Annotated in this window: 14 protein-coding genes and 1 pseudogene; 9 read left to right on the top strand and 6 right to left on the bottom strand. The window is 71.6% G+C overall.

Going from position 1 to position 14969, the window contains the following annotated elements:
• Positions 1 to 52 precede the first annotated feature (52 nt).
• From ACLJQF_RS03900 to ACLJQF_RS03890, 3 genes are all read left to right on the top strand, one after another.
• On the top strand, positions 53 to 1765 hold the full coding sequence (locus tag ACLJQF_RS03900) for an FAD-dependent oxidoreductase (RefSeq protein WP_410606840.1): 1713 nt from the start codon (positions 53 to 55) through the stop codon (positions 1763 to 1765).
• 25 nt (positions 1766 to 1790) lie between these two features.
• On the top strand, positions 1791 to 2498 hold the full coding sequence (locus ACLJQF_RS03895) for a maleylpyruvate isomerase N-terminal domain-containing protein (protein ID WP_410606839.1): 708 nt from the start codon (positions 1791 to 1793) through the stop codon (positions 2496 to 2498).
• A 72-nt stretch (positions 2499 to 2570) separates the two neighbouring features.
• Positions 2571 to 4076: an FAD-binding oxidoreductase gene (locus ACLJQF_RS03890; RefSeq protein ID WP_410606838.1), complete on the top strand. Its 1506-nt coding sequence runs from the start codon at positions 2571 to 2573 to the stop codon at positions 4074 to 4076.
• Here ACLJQF_RS03890 and ACLJQF_RS03885 read toward each other — a convergent pair whose 3' ends face one another.
• Both ACLJQF_RS03885 and ACLJQF_RS03880 read right to left on the bottom strand, forming a co-directional pair.
• On the bottom strand, positions 4077 to 5522 hold the full coding sequence (locus ACLJQF_RS03885; protein WP_410606837.1) for an aldehyde dehydrogenase family protein: 1446 nt from the start codon (positions 5520 to 5522) through the stop codon (positions 4077 to 4079).
• A gap of 55 nt (positions 5523 to 5577) precedes the next feature.
• A pseudogene (locus ACLJQF_RS03880) lies at positions 5578 to 5780 on the bottom strand (IMP dehydrogenase); the annotation flags it as partial.
• A gap of 74 nt (positions 5781 to 5854) precedes the next feature.
• Here ACLJQF_RS03880 and ACLJQF_RS03875 point away from each other — a divergent pair.
• A complete protein-coding gene (locus ACLJQF_RS03875) occupies positions 5855 to 6103 on the top strand; it encodes a hypothetical protein (RefSeq protein WP_410606836.1) in 249 nt (82 codons plus the stop codon).
• A gap of 25 nt (positions 6104 to 6128) precedes the next feature.
• Here ACLJQF_RS03875 and ACLJQF_RS03870 read toward each other — a convergent pair whose 3' ends face one another.
• Entirely contained in the window at positions 6129 to 6683 is a 555-nt protein-coding gene (locus ACLJQF_RS03870) for a DinB family protein (protein WP_410606835.1), read from the bottom strand.
• A gap of 110 nt (positions 6684 to 6793) precedes the next feature.
• On the opposite strand from ACLJQF_RS03870, the gene guaA reads away from it, so the two are divergent.
• Positions 6794 to 8350: a glutamine-hydrolyzing GMP synthase gene (gene guaA, locus ACLJQF_RS03865; protein WP_410606834.1), complete on the top strand. Its 1557-nt coding sequence runs from the start codon at positions 6794 to 6796 to the stop codon at positions 8348 to 8350.
• Positions 8351 to 8414: 64 nt separating this feature from the next.
• Here the strand turns inward: guaA and ACLJQF_RS03860 are convergent, their stop codons facing one another.
• Both ACLJQF_RS03860 and ACLJQF_RS03855 read right to left on the bottom strand, forming a co-directional pair.
• The gene (locus tag ACLJQF_RS03860) at positions 8415 to 8657 is read right to left on the bottom strand and encodes a hypothetical protein (protein ID WP_410606833.1); all 243 of its coding nucleotides are present in this window, start codon (positions 8655 to 8657) and stop codon (positions 8415 to 8417) included.
• Positions 8650 to 9921 carry a PspC domain-containing protein gene (locus tag ACLJQF_RS03855; protein WP_410606832.1) on the bottom strand — a complete coding sequence of 424 codons (1272 nt, stop codon included), beginning with the start codon at positions 9919 to 9921 and terminating at the stop codon, positions 8650 to 8652. The genes ACLJQF_RS03860 and ACLJQF_RS03855 overlap by 8 nt, the downstream gene beginning before the upstream one ends.
• A gap of 137 nt (positions 9922 to 10058) precedes the next feature.
• Between ACLJQF_RS03855 and ACLJQF_RS03850 the strand changes: the two genes are divergently transcribed.
• From ACLJQF_RS03850 to ACLJQF_RS03840, 3 genes are read left to right on the top strand one after another with little or no spacing between them, the layout of a single operon-like run.
• Complete coding sequence (locus tag ACLJQF_RS03850; protein ID WP_410606831.1) at positions 10059 to 10673, top strand: restriction endonuclease; 615 nt, start codon at positions 10059 to 10061, stop codon at positions 10671 to 10673.
• 59 nt (positions 10674 to 10732) lie between these two features.
• Positions 10733 to 12040 (top strand): PspC domain-containing protein, encoded by a 1308-nt coding sequence (locus tag ACLJQF_RS03845; RefSeq protein WP_410607439.1) that lies wholly within the window; start codon positions 10733 to 10735, stop codon positions 12038 to 12040.
• Positions 12041 to 12047: 7 nt separating this feature from the next.
• A complete protein-coding gene (locus ACLJQF_RS03840) occupies positions 12048 to 12728 on the top strand; it encodes a response regulator (RefSeq protein ID WP_410606830.1) in 681 nt (226 codons plus the stop codon).
• 122 nt (positions 12729 to 12850) lie between these two features.
• Here the strand turns inward: ACLJQF_RS03840 and ACLJQF_RS03835 are convergent, their stop codons facing one another.
• A complete protein-coding gene (locus ACLJQF_RS03835) occupies positions 12851 to 13819 on the bottom strand; it encodes a DMT family transporter (RefSeq protein ID WP_410606829.1) in 969 nt (322 codons plus the stop codon).
• A gap of 103 nt (positions 13820 to 13922) precedes the next feature.
• Between ACLJQF_RS03835 and ACLJQF_RS03830 the strand changes: the two genes are divergently transcribed.
• A complete protein-coding gene (locus tag ACLJQF_RS03830) occupies positions 13923 to 14831 on the top strand; it encodes a LysR family transcriptional regulator (RefSeq protein WP_410606828.1) in 909 nt (302 codons plus the stop codon).
• The last annotated feature ends 138 nt before the right edge of the window (positions 14832 to 14969 follow it).

Raw genomic sequence — 14969 nt, 5'->3', positions numbered from 1 at the left:
GGCGAGTAACTTACCTCTGGTCAGAACGCGGAGCCGGAGTTACGCTCCAGGTGTGACTGCCAGTAACACCACCACCAGTGCGGGTGGCCCCGACTACGACGTCGTCGTGGTGGGGTCGGGGTTCGGCGGCAGCGTCGCGGCGCTGCGGCTCACCGAGAAGGGCTACCGGGTAGCCGTCGTCGAGGCCGGCCGCCGGTTCGCCGACGACGAGTTCGCGAAGACGTCGTGGGACCTCAAGCGCTACCTGTGGGCGCCGCAGGTCGGCTGCTACGGCATTCAGCGCATCCACATGCTCAACGACGTCATGGTGCTGGCGGGCGCCGGTGTCGGCGGCGGCTCGCTCGTCTACGCGAACACGCTGTACCGGCCGCTCAAGCCGTTCTACCGCGACCGGCAGTGGGCGCACATCACCGACTGGGAGTCCGAGCTCGCCCCGCACTACGACCAGGCGAGCCGCATGCTCGGCGTCGTCACGAACCCGACGATCACCCCGTCGGACGTCGTGATGCGCGAGGTCGCGAAGGACATGGGCGTCGCCGATTCGTTCCACCCGACGCCCGTCGGCGTCTACTTCGGAAGGCCGGGGGAGAAGGCGGCCGACCCGTACTTCGGCGGCGCCGGCCCCGAGCGCGTCGGCTGCACCGAGTGCGGCTCGTGCATGACCGGCTGCCGCGTCGGGGCGAAGAACACGCTGGTCAAGAACTACCTCTACCTCGCGGAGCAGGACGGCGCGCAGGTCATCCCGCTGACCACGGTGACTTCGGTGAAGCCGATCGACGGCGGTTACGAAGTCAGCCTGAAGAAGACCGGGACGACCTCGAAGAAGTTCCGGACGACGATCACGGCCGGGAAGGTCGTCTTCGCCGCGGGGACGTGGGGCACCCAGAACCTGCTGCACAAGATGAAGGACACGGGCACGCTGCCCGGGCTCTCGGGCCGGCTCGGCGAGCTGACCCGGACGAACTCCGAAGCCATCATCGGCGCGGCCCGCACCGACGTCGACGAGAGCCGGAACTTCAGCCGCGGGGTCGCGATCACCTCGTCCATCCACCCGGACGAGAACACCCACATCGAGCCGGTCCGCTACGGCAAGGGCAGCAACGCGATGAGCCTGCTGCAGACGATCGCGACGGACGGCGCCTCACCGGTGCCGCGCTGGCGGCAGGCCGTCACGTTCATGCTCAAGCACCCGGTCCAGGCGGCGAAGCTGCTCAACGGCTACCGCTGGAGCGAGCGCACGGTGATCCTGCTGGTGATGCAGAGCCTCGACAACTCGATCACGACGTACACGAAGCGCGGGCTGTTCGGCCGCCGCAAGTACACGTCCAAGCAGGGCCACGGCGAGCCGAACCCGAGCTTCATCCCGGCCGGCCACGAGGCCAACGAGCGCACGGCCGAGCGCATCGGCGGCCTGGCGGGCGGCACCTGGGGCGAGATCTTCGACATCCCGCTGACGGCGCACTTCATCGGCGGCGTCCCGATCGGGGCGACCGCGGCGGACGGCGTGATCGACCCGTACCACCGCGTGTTCGGCTACCCGGGCCTGTCGGTGGTGGACGGCGCGGCGATCACGGCCAACCTGGGCGTGAACCCGTCCCTGACGATCACGGCCCAGGCGGAACGCGCGTTTTCGTTCTGGCCGAACAAGGGCGAGGAGGACCTGCGGCCGCCGCAGGACGCGCCCTATGCCCGGCTGGAGCCGATCGCGCCGAAGAATCCGGCCGTCCCCGCCGAAGCCCCCGCCGCGCTGTATCGATCCTCCTAGGACCTCTCCTCCTAGACTCGGGGCCGTGACGGCATCCGAGAAGGCGCACGCACTGCTCGACGGCATCCGGAAGCTCGACGACGAATGGGCGCTGGCCATCGGCGGCCTCGGCGAGCCTGAGCTGCGCGCCCCCAGCGCGTTGCCCGGCTGGTCGCGCGCTCACGTCCTCGCGCACCTGGCCCGCAACGCCGACGGCCTGCAGAACCTGCTGACCTGGGCGAACACCGGTGTCGAGACCCCGATGTACCCGAGTGCCGAGGCCCGCGACCGGGACATCGAAACCGGCGCCCGGCACGCGGCCGCGGACCTGCTCGCCGACTTCGTCGCGTCGGCCGGGCGGTTCGAGCGGTACGCCGCCGCGATGCCGGACGACGCCTGGTCGCGGGAGGCCCGCAACCGGCAGGGGGCGCCGGTCACCGGGGCCGTCGTGGCGCGGATGCGGCTGTCCGAACTGACCATCCACCTCGCCGATCTCGACCGCGGCTACGACCTCGACCGGGTGCTCGCGCTGCTCGGACCGCTCACCGAGGACGTCGTCCAGCACGCCATCACCTCGCGCGGTGCCCACCTCCCGGCGCTGCGCCTGGCCGCCGACGGGTTCGAGTGGACGATGGGTGCCGCCGCGAAGACGACCGTCCGCGGGTCGGCCGGGGCGCTGCTGGCCTGGCTCAGCGGGCGCTCCGACGGCGCCGGCCTCGACGGTGCCGTGCCCCGGATCCCGGCCTGGGCGTGATCGGTCAGCTCCGCCCGGTGAACGCCTTGCGCCCGCTCTACACTGGGCGTTCCCGGCACCGAGGAGTCCGCTGTGGACAGTGAGCACGACCAGGGGCGGCCCGGCCTCCCCCGGAGGGCGTTCTTGCGGATCGCGGGCGTCTCGGCCGCCGGTGCCGTCGCCGCCGCGTGCGGGCCGGAGCAGCCCGCGGCCCCGGTCGCCTCGACCGCCCCGGCGCCCACGACGTCCGCCCCGGCCGCCACCGGGCTGCCCACCGGCCCGCCGAACTGGGACGACCTCCGCAGCAAGCTGACCGGCAACCTGCTGCGCCCGGGCGCAGCAGGCTACGACACCGCCAGGCACGGCTTCAACCAGTTGTTCGACGGCAACAACCCGGTCGCCGTCGCGACCGTGTCCACCGTCGAGGACGTCCAGGCCTGCGTCCGGGCGACCGCCGGGCGCGTCACCATCGCCGCGCGCAGCGGCGGCCACAGCTACGCCGGTTACTCGGTGCCCCAGGGCGGGCTGGTCATCGACGTCGCCGCGCTGAACAAGGTCGACGTGCAGGGCGGCAAGGCCGTGATCGGCGCCGGCGCGAAGCTGAAGGACGTCTACGCCGGGCTCGCGCGGGCCGGGCGCGCGCTGCCCGCCGGCACTTGCCCGACGGTCGGGATCGCCGGGCTGACCCTCGGTGGCGGCATCGGCGTGCTCGCCCGCAAGTACGGCCTGACCTGCGATCACCTGAGCTCCGCACAGGTCGTCACGGCCGACGGCCGGACGCTGACCGCGTCCGCGAGCTCCGAACCGGACCTGTTCTGGGCCCTGCGCGGCGGGGGCGGCGGCAACTTCGGCGTCGTCACCGAGTTCACCTTCGACACCGATCCGGTGCCGCCGGAGCTGACGGTGTTCTCCCTGCGCTTCCCGGCCGGGTCGGGCGCCGGCGTGCTCGCCGCGTGGCAGCAGTGGATCGCCGCGATGCCGCCGGAGCTCTGGGCGAACCTGGTGCTCTCGGGTGGCTCGCCGGTCCAGTGCCGCGTCGGTGGCTGCTACGTCGGGGACGCCGCCGGGCTGAACACGCTGCTCAACAACCTGACCACGAACGCGGGGGCCCGGCCGGCGCAGCGCGTGGTGAAGACCCTGGACTACCTCGGCGCGATGAAGTACTTCGAGGGCAGCTCGAACCGCCAGTCGTTCGTCGCGTCGTCGCGGATCATCACCACTCCGGTCGACGCCGCCAAGTTCGTCGCGGTCGCCGACGGCAAGCAGGGCATGGACCTGCTCGTCGACAGCCTCGGCGGCGCGGTGGCCGGGCCGGCCAAGGACGCCACCGCGTTCTGGCACCGGGACGCGCTGGCCGGCGTGCAGGTCTACGCGACCGCGACGGCGAAGACCCGGGCGAAGGTCACGCAGGCGGTCGGCGACGTCGTCGCGGGGCTCGCCGCGGCCGGCGCGGGCGGTGGGTACGTCAACTACATCGACCCGTCCCTGCCCGACTGGAAGACCGCCTACTACGGCGACAACGCCAAGCGCCTGCGTGACGTCGCGAGCAAGTACGACCCCTACAACGTCTTCCGGTTCGGGCAGAGCGTCAACAGCTGACTACAGGTCGATGCCGGTGAAGACGGTGACGCGTTCCTCCGTCAGGTCGTGCATCGCGGCGAGCACGCCTTCGCGGCCGACGCCGGAGCCCTTCACCCCGCCGTAGGGCATCTGGTCGGCGCGGTAGGACGGGACGTCGCCGATGATCACGCCGCCGACCTCCAGCTCGGCCGCCGCGTGGAACGCCAGCTGGACGTCGGTGGTGAAGACGCCGGCCTGCAGGCCGTACGCCGATTCGTTGACCGATCGGAAAGCCGCGTCCACACCGTCCACAACAGACACCGCGAGCACCGGGCCGAAGATCTCCTCGGCCCAGGCCTTGGTGTCCGGCGGGACGTCGGTGAGCAGCGTCGGGGCGACCGTCGCGCCGTCGCGCGTGCCGCCGGTGAGCACCTTCGCACCCGCCTCGACGGCCTCGTTGATCCACGCGACGATCCGCTCGGCGGCGGCTTCGTCGACGACCGGGCCGACGTCGGTGTTGCGGTCGTACGGGTCGCCGGTGCGCTGGGATTCGACGGCTTCCACCAGCGCGGGCACGAACTCTTCGGCCACCGCGGCGTCCACGATCACCCGCTGCACCGCGATGCAGGACTGGCCGGCCTGGTAGTTGCCGAAGGTGGCGATGCGGTGCGCGGCGCCCTCGGGGTCGGGCCAGTCGCGCAGCACGACGGCCGCCGCGTTGCCGCCGAGTTCGAGCACGACGTGCTTGCGCGGCGCGGCGTCCTTGAGCGACCAGCCGACCGGGCCGGAGCCGGTGAACGACACGACCGGCAGCCGCGGGTCGGCGACGAGGGCCTGCGTCTCCTCGTTTCCCAGCGGCAGCACGGAGAACGCGCCTTCGGGAAGGTCCGTCTCGGCCAGGATTTCGCCGAGGATCAACGCCGACAACGGCGTCCGTGGCGCGGGCTTGACGATGATCGGCGCGCCGATCGCCAGCGACGGCGCGACCTTGTGCGCCACCAGGTTCAGCGGGAAGTTGAACGGCGCGATGCCGAGCACCGGCCCGCGCGGGACGCGGCGGGTCAGCGCCAGCCGCGCCTCGCCCGCGGGGTCGGTGTCGAGGCGCTGGACTTCGCCGGTGAAGCGGCGGGCTTCCTCGGCGGCGATCCGGAACACCGACACCGCGCGCTTGACCTCGGCTTCGGCCCACTTGAGCGGTTTGCCGTTTTCGGCGGTGATCACCTCGGCGATCTCCTCGGCGCGCGCGGCGAGCACGCGGGAGACGTGGTCGAGCGCGCCCGCGCGCAGGTGCGCGGGGCTGCGCCGGAACTCCTTGGCGACCGCGGCCGCGGCGGCCACCGCGCGTTCGACCTGGTCCGGCCCGGGCACGGCGACCGTGGCAACCTCGCTGCCGTCGTAAGGGTGGTGCACGACGAAGGTGGTGGCGCCCGGTTCCGGGCGGCCGGCGATCCAGGCGGGGCGCGGCTCGGGGGTGATCATGTCCATGCGTACCAACGTAATCCGGGTGGGGGCGCGGCCGCCGGACCCCCACCCGGACGGGTCACGGCTTGATGAGCACCTTCAGCGCTTCGCGGTCCGCCATCGCGCGGTAGCCGTCGGGCACCTCTTCGAGGCCGATCGTGCGGTCGAAGACCTTGCCGGGCCGATCGGGCCCTCTTCGTGCTGCGGGACGCCGACGCGGCTGACCGCGCCGCCCGCGCGCACGACCCCGACGGCCATCTCGAAGGCGGGCTCGGCGCCGACACCCTTCGCGGCACTTTCACGTGAAAGTGCCCTTTCCGGGGGTGCGACCGCGGTGACGCGCTTAGGTTTCGGCCATGACCACGCGCATCGCACGCCGCAACCCGTTCGCGGCCCTCGCCCCGGTGCCCCGCCGGCCGTACCTGACCGCCGCGGTCTTCGCGGTGACGCTGGCCTGCGGGATCGCGCAGCTGGTGCACCCGCCGCTGTACGCCGCCATGAACCGCGACGCGGCGCGCATCGACGCGGGCGAGTGGTACCGCCTGGTCACGGGCATGTTCTTCCAGGACGGCTGGGCTTCCTGCTCCTCCCGCGGCCGGTCGTGAGTGGTAATTAGGGTTCTAACCCTAATTACCACTCACGACCGCCGCGGTAGAGGTCGCGCAGCAGGAGCACCTCGGCGCAGTGGTGGATCATTTCGCGGTTGATGTGCAGCACCAGCGTCGCCATCGGGTACTCCCCGTACGGTCCCTCGGCCGGACCGCACGGCCGCGCCAGCGCCTCCTCGTCGAGTGACCGCACCCCGGCGACCCACTGCGCGTAGAGCTTGTCGAGCTCCGAGAGCGCTTCGGCAGCCGTCCCGGGGTACGGGTAGGTGTCGTAGCCGATCGGCGCGCCGCCGAAGTGCGACGCGATCCGCGCGCCCAGCACGCCGACGAGGACGTGGCCGAGCCGCCAGGCGATCGTCGTGACCGGCGGCGGTGACGGCTCCGGGTAGGCGAAGTCGATCGTGAACGGGCCGGTGCCGGGTTCGTCGTCCGACTTCCGCGGCCGCACGGTCCAGCAGCCCGCCACCGGCTCCCGGAAGTACTCGTCGTCGGTGAGTCCTTCGAGCTTCGGGCGCGTGTGCACCTTCCAGTGGAAGTCGAGCTGGTCGGTCAGTTCCTTGGTCCAGTTCACAGCCATACCGGGCACCGTAGGCCCGATCGAGGACAGCGACGGCCCTGAATCCCGGGTGACCGGGCCCACCTGGGACGATGGTGGGGAATCCCGCTTTCTCGCCAGGAGGTCGCCAGGTGCCCAACCCCACCGGTCCGGTTCTCGTCGTGGACTTCGGGGCGCAGTACGCGCAGCTGATCGCCCGGCGCGTCCGCGAGGCACAGATCTACTCGGAGGTCGTGCCGCACACCGCGTCCACCGAAGAGATCCTCGCGAAGAACCCCGCGGCCATCATCCTTTCCGGTGGTCCTTCGAGCGTGTACGCCGAAGGGGCGCCGGGCATGGACCCGAAGCTCACCGAAGCCGGCGTGCCGATGTTCGGCATCTGCTACGGCCACCAGCTGCTGGCCAGCGCGCTCGGCGGGGTCGTCGAGCCGACCGGCGTCCGCGAGTTCGGGCGCACCGAGGTCCGCGTCACCGGTGACGGCGGTGTCCTGCACGCCGGCCTGCCCGCGCACCAGCCCGCCTGGATGAGCCACAACGACAGCGTCACCAAGGCCCCGGAGGGTGCGGTCGTGACGGCGTCTTCGGACGGCGCCGAGGTCGCCGGCTTCGAAGACGTCGAGCGCCGCTTCGCCGGCGTCCAGTACCACCCGGAGGTCGCGCACTCGCCGCACGGCCAGGAGGTGCTGCGCCGGTTCCTGCGCGACATCGCCGGTATCGAGCCGCAGTGGACGACGTCGTCGATCGTCGAGGAGCAGGTCCAGCGGATCAGCGACCAGATCGGCGACGGCCGGGCGATCTGCGGCCTGTCCGGTGGGGTCGACTCCGCCGTCGCGGCCGCGCTGGTGCAGCGGGCCATCGGCGACCGGCTGACCTGCGTGTTCGTCGACCACGGCCTGCTGCGCGCGGGCGAGCGCACCCAGGTCGAGCAGGACTTCGTCTCCGCCACCGGGGTCAACCTCGTCACGATCGACGCGCGAGAACGCTTCCTCGACGCGCTGGCCGGCGTCACCGACCCGGAGCAGAAGCGCAAGATCATCGGCCGCGAGTTCATCCGCGTGTTCGAGCAGGCCGAGCGCGACCTCAAGGCCGCGGGCGACTACAAGTTCCTGGTCCAGGGCACGCTCTACCCGGACGTCGTCGAGTCCGGCGGCGGCGAGGGCACGGCCAACATCAAGAGCCACCACAACGTCGGCGGCCTGCCGGACGACCTGGAGTTCGAGCTGGTCGAGCCGCTGCGGCTGCTGTTCAAGGACGAGGTCCGCCGGGTCGGCCTGGAGCTGGGGCTGCCCGAGACGATCGTGCAGCGCCAGCCGTTCCCCGGCCCCGGCCTGGGCATCCGGATCATCGGCGCGGTCAACCAACACCGCCTCGACATTCTTAGAACCGCCGACCTGATCGCCCGCGAGGAGCTGACGGCGGCCGGGCTGGACCGCAGCATCTGGCAGTGTCCGGTGGTGCTGCTCGCCGACGTCCGCAGCGTCGGTGTCCAGGGTGACGGCCGGACGTACGGGCACCCGGTGGTGCTGCGGCCGGTGTCGTCGGAGGACGCGATGACCGCGGACTGGACGCGCCTGCCCTACGACGTCCTGGAGCGGATCTCCACCCGCATCACCAACGAGGTCGCGGAGGTCAACCGGGTGGTACTGGACGTGACGTCCAAGCCGCCGGGCACCATCGAGTGGGAATGAGTCCCCGGTAGCCAAGGCTCGAGGCCCCGGCGTGGGATCCGGGGCCTCGAGGGATTTCGGTGGGTCAGCGCCGCCGCTTGCCGCCGAACGACGCGGTGAGCAGCATCAGTCCCACGAACACCGCGCCGCCGGCAATCACCCAGCGGAAGTCGAACGAGGGCAGCCAGCTCGCGCCGTCCGAGAGGACGTACGCCGACACCAGCAGCGTCGCGATGCCGAAGATCAGGGTGAAGACGTCCACACCGCCGCGCTTGGCGGGCTGGGTGTCGGCCGGATCGTCGTAGGCGTAAGGGTTCTGGTCAGTCACGCCGCACCTCCACGTTGCCCACGCTGTTCGAAACCTTCAGGGTGATCTTCTGGCCGCCGACGCCGTCGGGGCCGTTGTCGGTGCCGGTCAGGGCCGGCTGGCTGATGCCGTCGTTCGAGTGGCCGAAGCACGTTGCCTCGCCCGCGCCGGTGTGGCAGTCGAAGGTGACGTCCGCGTTCGCCGGGACGATGACCGTGGTGTCGCCCGCGCCGTTGGACACCGTCGTCGAGTACGGCGCACCGGCGGGCAGCTCGGTCAGGTCGAGCCGGATGTCGCCCGCCGCGTGCTGGTAGAGCGGCTTGAGTTCGAGCGCCGCCTGCGGGGTCTCGTTCAGGTCGCCGACGCCACCGCGGACGTCGAAGTTCTTGAACGGGGAGGTCGTCAGGACCAGCCCGGCGATCGCCAGCGGGATCGCGAGCCCGATCAGGCCGCGGCCGCCGCGGGCGAACGCGCCGGCGACCAGGCCGATCCCGACCACGCCGAGCACCAGGCCGACGATGTGCTGCGCGTCGAACCAGGTGGCGCCGTTGAGGCCGGCCAGCACCCCGGCGCCGGCGGTCAGCACGGCCAGCGCGAACGTCGCCGAGCCGACCTTCGACCGCGGACGCCGCTGCGGCGCCTGGTGGGACGGCGGCGGCGTGGGCCGCGGCTCCTGGGCGGGCGGGGCATCGGGAAGGTCCCAGCCGGCCGGGTCGGCGGCGAGGGGATCCCAGCCGCGCGCCGGCGAAGGCGCCTCGGCGGTCTCGGTCATGGTGAAGGCTCCGTTTCCGGTGAAGGCCGGGTACGACATCCGCGCGGTGACCGGCGCGGGGCGGTTCTCGTGGCCGCGGCTGCGGTGCAGCAGGTAGAGCGCGGTGGCGATGAGGGCGCAGCTGATCAGCCCGCCGCCGTCGAACCAGGAGCCGCTGATCGAGCCCCCGGCGCTGAGGACGGTGAGGACCATGAGCACCACGGCGAACGCGGGCGACACCGACGACCGGCCGCGCCCGATGAGGCTTTCGAAGCCGGAGACCTCGTCGCTTTCGCCGGGCAGGAACAGCCACCCCAGCAGGTAGAAGGGGACACCGAAGCCGCCGAAGATCGTCGTGACCACCAGCGCGATCCGCACGACGACGGGATCGATCCCGTACCGCCGCCCGATCGCGGCGGCCACCCCGGCCAGCTTCCGCCCGGCGTGCGGCCGCCGGGGCCGGCTGATCCAGAAGTCCTTGACGGTTTCCTCGAAGCCGTTCAGGACCCCCGGCTTCGCGCTCGCACCACTCATACCGAGAAGCATGCGATACCTGCGGCGGCGGGACATCCGGGATGCTCCCTGAGGTTTCCCCGAGAGGGACGGGGGCGTAACGGACGACTGCCGGGGACGACCTTTGTTCCGAATCCACTGCGGAGGAGGAACCTGCGATGGCCCGTAGGAAGAAGCCGTCCGGTGCCAATGGCTGCGCCGTGGTCGGGATCGCAGTGGCCGGCGTGATGGTGTTGATCGTGAGGTTCGTCGCGGCACATCCGGTCGCCTCGCTCGTCGGGGGAGCCGTGGTGCTCGGTGCGACGATCTACGGGAGCGTGCTGTGGCATCGGAAGCAGGCCCGCGAGGCGCGGCAGGCGTGGCAGCTCGAGTTCACCCGGTCCCAGGAGATCGCTCGCTACCACTCGATGGCACCCGGCGAGTTCGAGCACGCCCTCGCCTTCCTCTGCTCGCGGGATGGCTGTTCCCAGGCGACGGTCACCGGCCGCGCAGGCGACCTGGGGGCGGACGTCACCGCCTACGCTCCCGACGGGCGTAAGGTCGTCCTGCAGGCCAAGCGGTACGGCAGCACCTCCAAGGTCACCGGCCCGGATCTGCAGCGCTTCGGCGGTACCTGCTTCACGGTGCACGGCGCGCGTGTCGCCGCTGTGGTGACCACTTCGACGTTCACGAAGCAGGCGCAGCAGTACGCCGCCCACCACGGCATCCGCCTGCTCGACGGGCCTGGTCTCGCCGCTTGGGCCGGCCGCACCGGACCGGCTCCCTGGCACTGACGCGGAGCAGCGTCTCCCTGGATCAGGGGTTTCCCGGATGGAACCGCATCCCCGTGCGTGTGACCATGGACGGCGTGCAGGACTCCCTCGACCACGTCACCGCCGAGCAGGCGATCACGCCCGCCACGGACCTGGCCGCGCCCAAGATGTTCCGGCGCCGGTCCGGGCGGGCCATCGCCGGGGTTGCCGGGGGGCTCGCCGATCACCTCGGCGTGCCGGTCCTCTGGGTGCGGACGGCGTTCGCGTTGCTCGCCGCGCTCAACGGCGCCGGGCTGCTCGCCTACGGCCTCCTCTGGGTGTTCGTCCAGCAGCAGTCCGAGGAAACCGCGGAGGCGCCGAAGCCGAAGGAACGCCAGCAGGCGTTCGGCCTGATCGCGCTGGGCGTCGGCCTCGCCGTCGCCAGCGGGACGCTCACCGGGTTCATCAGCGGCTGGGTCGCGGTGCCGCTCGCCATCGCCATGATCGGTCTCGCGGTCGTCTGGCGGGAGGCCGACGAATCGCAGCGCCGCCGCTGGAAGGTCGGCGCGAAGGACGGCTTCGCCGGGGCCTTCCTCGGCGGGGGCGGCTGGTCGGCCGCCATCCGGATCGTCGCCGGTGTCGCGCTGGTGATCACCGGCATCACCGTCGTCGTGCTGCGCAGCGGCAGTCTCGACCAGGTCCAGTTCGCGCTCATCGCCGTCGTCGCCACCCTGATCGGGGTCGCCGTGCTGACCGTGCCGTTCTGGCTGCGGCTGGTCCGGGACCTCTCCGACGAGCGCAAGGCCCGCATCCGCACCGACGAACGCGCCGAGATCGCCGCCCACCTGCACGACTCCGTGCTGCAGACCCTCGCGCTGATCCAGAAGCAGAGCGAGCAGCCCCGCGAGGTCGCGCGGCTGGCCCGCAGCCAGGAACGCGAGCTGCGCGGCTGGCTCTACGGCGCAGGCGGGTACGGCAAGCCGGCCGAGAACGTCGAGGAAGCGGCCGGGCAGCTGTCCGAAGCGCTCGCGACGGCGTGCGGCGAGGTCGAGGACACCTTCGCGATCTCGGTCGGCCAGGTCGTCGTCGGCGACGCCGAGCTGGACGAATCGCTGGTCGCGCTGGTCCAGGCCGCGCGGGAGGCCATCGTCAACGCGGCCAAACACGCCGGCGTCGACGAGGTCAGCGTCTACGCCGAGGTCGAGCCGACGTCGGTGACGGTGTTCGTGCGCGACCGCGGCAAGGGTTTCGACCCGGACCTCGTACCCGACGACCGCCACGGCCTCGCCGACTCGATCCGCGGCCGGATGACCCGCCACGGCGGCACTTGCAAGGTCCGCACGGCGCCGGGCGAGGGCACCGAAGTGCAGCTCGCCATGCCGGTGAAAGCGGGTAAGGGAGCGGCGTGAGGCGGCTATGCTCGAGGACGTGACGGACAACCAGCGTGAACCGGTCAAGGTGTTCCTCGTCGACGACCACGCGCTGTTCCGCGCGGGGGTGCGCACCGAGCTCGACTCGATCACCGACGAGGTTCGCGTGGTCGGCGAGGCCGGCTCGGTCGCCGAAGCGGTGGCCGGCATCGCCCGCACGAAGCCCCAGGTGGTGCTCCTCGACGTCCACATGCCCGACGGCGGCGGCGCGGAGGTGCTGCGCCGGATCCGCCCGGAGCTGCCGGACGTGGTGTTCCTGGCCCTGTCGGTTTCGGACGCGGCGGAGGACGTGATCGCGGTCATCCGCGCGGGCGCACGCGGCTACGTCACGAAGACGATCTCGTCGAAGGAACTGGTCCGCGCGGTGGTCCGGGTGGCGGACGGTGACGCGGTGTTCTCGCCGCGCCTGGCGGGCTTCGTCCTGGACGCGTTCGCCGACCGCCCGGGTTCGGCGCCGATCAACGACCCGGAGCTGGACCTGCTGACGCCCCGCGAGCGCGACGTCCTGCGGCTGCTGGCGCGGGGGTACGCGTACAAGGAGATCGCGTCGGAGCTGTTCATCTCGGTGAAGACGGTGGAGACGCACGTTTCGAGCGTCCTGCGGAAGACCCAGCTGTCGAACCGCTACGAGCTCTCCCGCTGGGCCTCCGACCGCCGCCTCGTCTGAGCGCAGACCGCCGCGAACTAACCAGATCGTTAATCGCCGCCGCCGTCTGGCTAACGAACTAGATCGTTAATCGGCCGCCGGAGCCGTAACTAACCAGATCGTTCATTGTGCGATCGACCGCGTCAGTCCGCGAGGGGAGCAAGTGGCCGCGGCACGCGTCCGGTGGTGTCGTCACCAAGCCCCTCCGCCTGGTCACCCGACCCTTCCGCGGCCACTCGCTCCGGCTTCTGCAGCCGCGTCAACGCCACCCCGCCGAGCACGACCACCATCCCCGCGATCACCCGCAGGTGCAGCTGCTCGCCCAGGAACACCGCCCCCAGCAGCACCGACACCACCGGCAGCAGGTACCCGACCACGGACGCCGCCACCGCGCCCTCGCTCGCCAGCAGCTGGTAGTTCAGCGCGAACGCGATCCCCGTCGAGCCGATGCCCAGCACCAGCACCGCCAGCAGCGGCCCCGTCGAGACGTGCACCGGCGTCAACCCGCCCACCGGCACGGCCAGCACCAGCATCCCGCTGGCCAGGATCATCTGCCCGGCCGAGATCGCGTACGGCGAAGACGTCGGAGACGACAGGTACTTGCCCTCGTAGACGAACGCGAAGCCGTAGCTCGCCGCCGCCGCGAGGCAGGCCAGCGCGCCCCAGCTCAGCAGGCCGGATGCCTGCCACGGCGCGAAGATCAGCAGGATCCCGCCGAGGCCGGCCACCAGGCCGGCCAGCCGCGTTCCCGTCATCCGCGACGACGTCCCCATCAGCGGTGCCGCGAGCAGCACCCACAGCGGCGTCGTCGAGTTCAGCACCCCGGTGATGCCCGAATCGACCGTCGTCTCGCCGATCGCGAACAGCAGGAACGGCAGCGCGTTGTGGAAGAACGCGGCGACCGCCAGGTGTCCCCACGTCCGGCGGTCGCGGGGCAGCCGCGCCCGGTGCAGGCGGCAGAGCACGAGCAGGAGGACGGCGCCGAGCACCAGCCGCGCCAGCACCAGCTGCACCGGCGAGAACATCCCCAACCCCAGCTTGATCCAGAAGAAGCTCGAGCCCCACATCAGCGCCAGCGCACCGATCCTGAGCAGGGTCTTCGTCTCGCCCACCCCGGTCCTCCTTCGACAGCCGGTGCCAGCTTCACCCGGACCAGAAGTAAGGACAAGCGAAATTAACTGCATGAACACTTAAGCCGATCTGTACGATCAGGGCATGCTCGACGTTCGCCGCATGCAGGTCCTCCGTGCCGTCATCACCAGCGGGTCGATCACCGCCGCGGCCCGCAACCTCGGCTACACGCCGTCCGCGATCAGCCAGCAGCTGTCCACCCTGGAACGCGAAGCCGGCACCGAACTGCTCGAACGCGTCGGCCGCGGCGTCCGGCCGACGGCCGCGGGTGCGCTGCTGTCCGAGCACGCCGAGACGCTCAGCACCCAGCTCGCCAAGGCCGAAGCGGCGCTGACCGAGCTCAAGGAAGGCCGCATCGGCCGCGTCTCGATCCGCTACTTCGCCACGGCGGGCGCGTCGCTGGTCCCGCCCGCGATCGCCGCGGTCCGCCGCGAACACCCCGGCGTGCGCCTCGACCTCAAGCTCGTCGAACCCGACGACCCGATGACCGACGTGGAAGCCGGCAACGCCGACGTCGCGATCACCGTCTTCCCGCGCAAGACCCCGCCCGGCAAGGGCGTCGAGCTGGTGCACCTGCTGGACGACCCGTACCGGGCCGTGCTGCCGAAGACCCACCCGCTGGCGCGCAAGCGCGTGCTGGATCTGACGGAGTTCGCCGAGGAGCCGTGGGTCGGCGTCGACGGCCTGCCCGGCGTCTGCCGCGACATCCTGGACACGGCCTGCGCGTCCGCCGGCTTCGCGCCCAACGTCGTCGTCGAGTCCGAGGACTACCAGACGGCCCTGGGGTTCGTCGCCGCCGGCATCGGTGTCGCGCTGATCCCGGAGCTCGGGCTCGGGGTCGGCGCGCAGCACCCCGGCGTGGTCGTCCGCCGGATCCGCAACCCCGAGCCGGTCCGCGCGATCCACGCCGCGGTCGCGTCGCGGGCTTGGGGCCACCCGGCCGTCCGCACGCTCCTGGCCGCCATGCGCGCGGCGACCGCCAAGGCGGCCTAGTACTGCAGGGCGAGATCTTTGTTCGGTGCGGCCGAAGATGGCCGGCCAGGACAATCCTGGACGCCGGCCTGCCGCAGCTGGTCGTGAGTGGTAATTCGGGTTAGAACCCGAATTACCCACCCCACCACCCGCCCCGGC

The sequence above is a fragment of the Amycolatopsis sp. lyj-109 genome (assembly GCF_046548995.1).
Taxonomy (GTDB): Bacteria; Actinomycetota; Actinomycetes; order Mycobacteriales; family Pseudonocardiaceae; genus Amycolatopsis.
The sequence above is the reverse complement of the archived record's forward strand: the minus strand, read 5'-3'. Positions and strand labels throughout refer to the sequence as shown.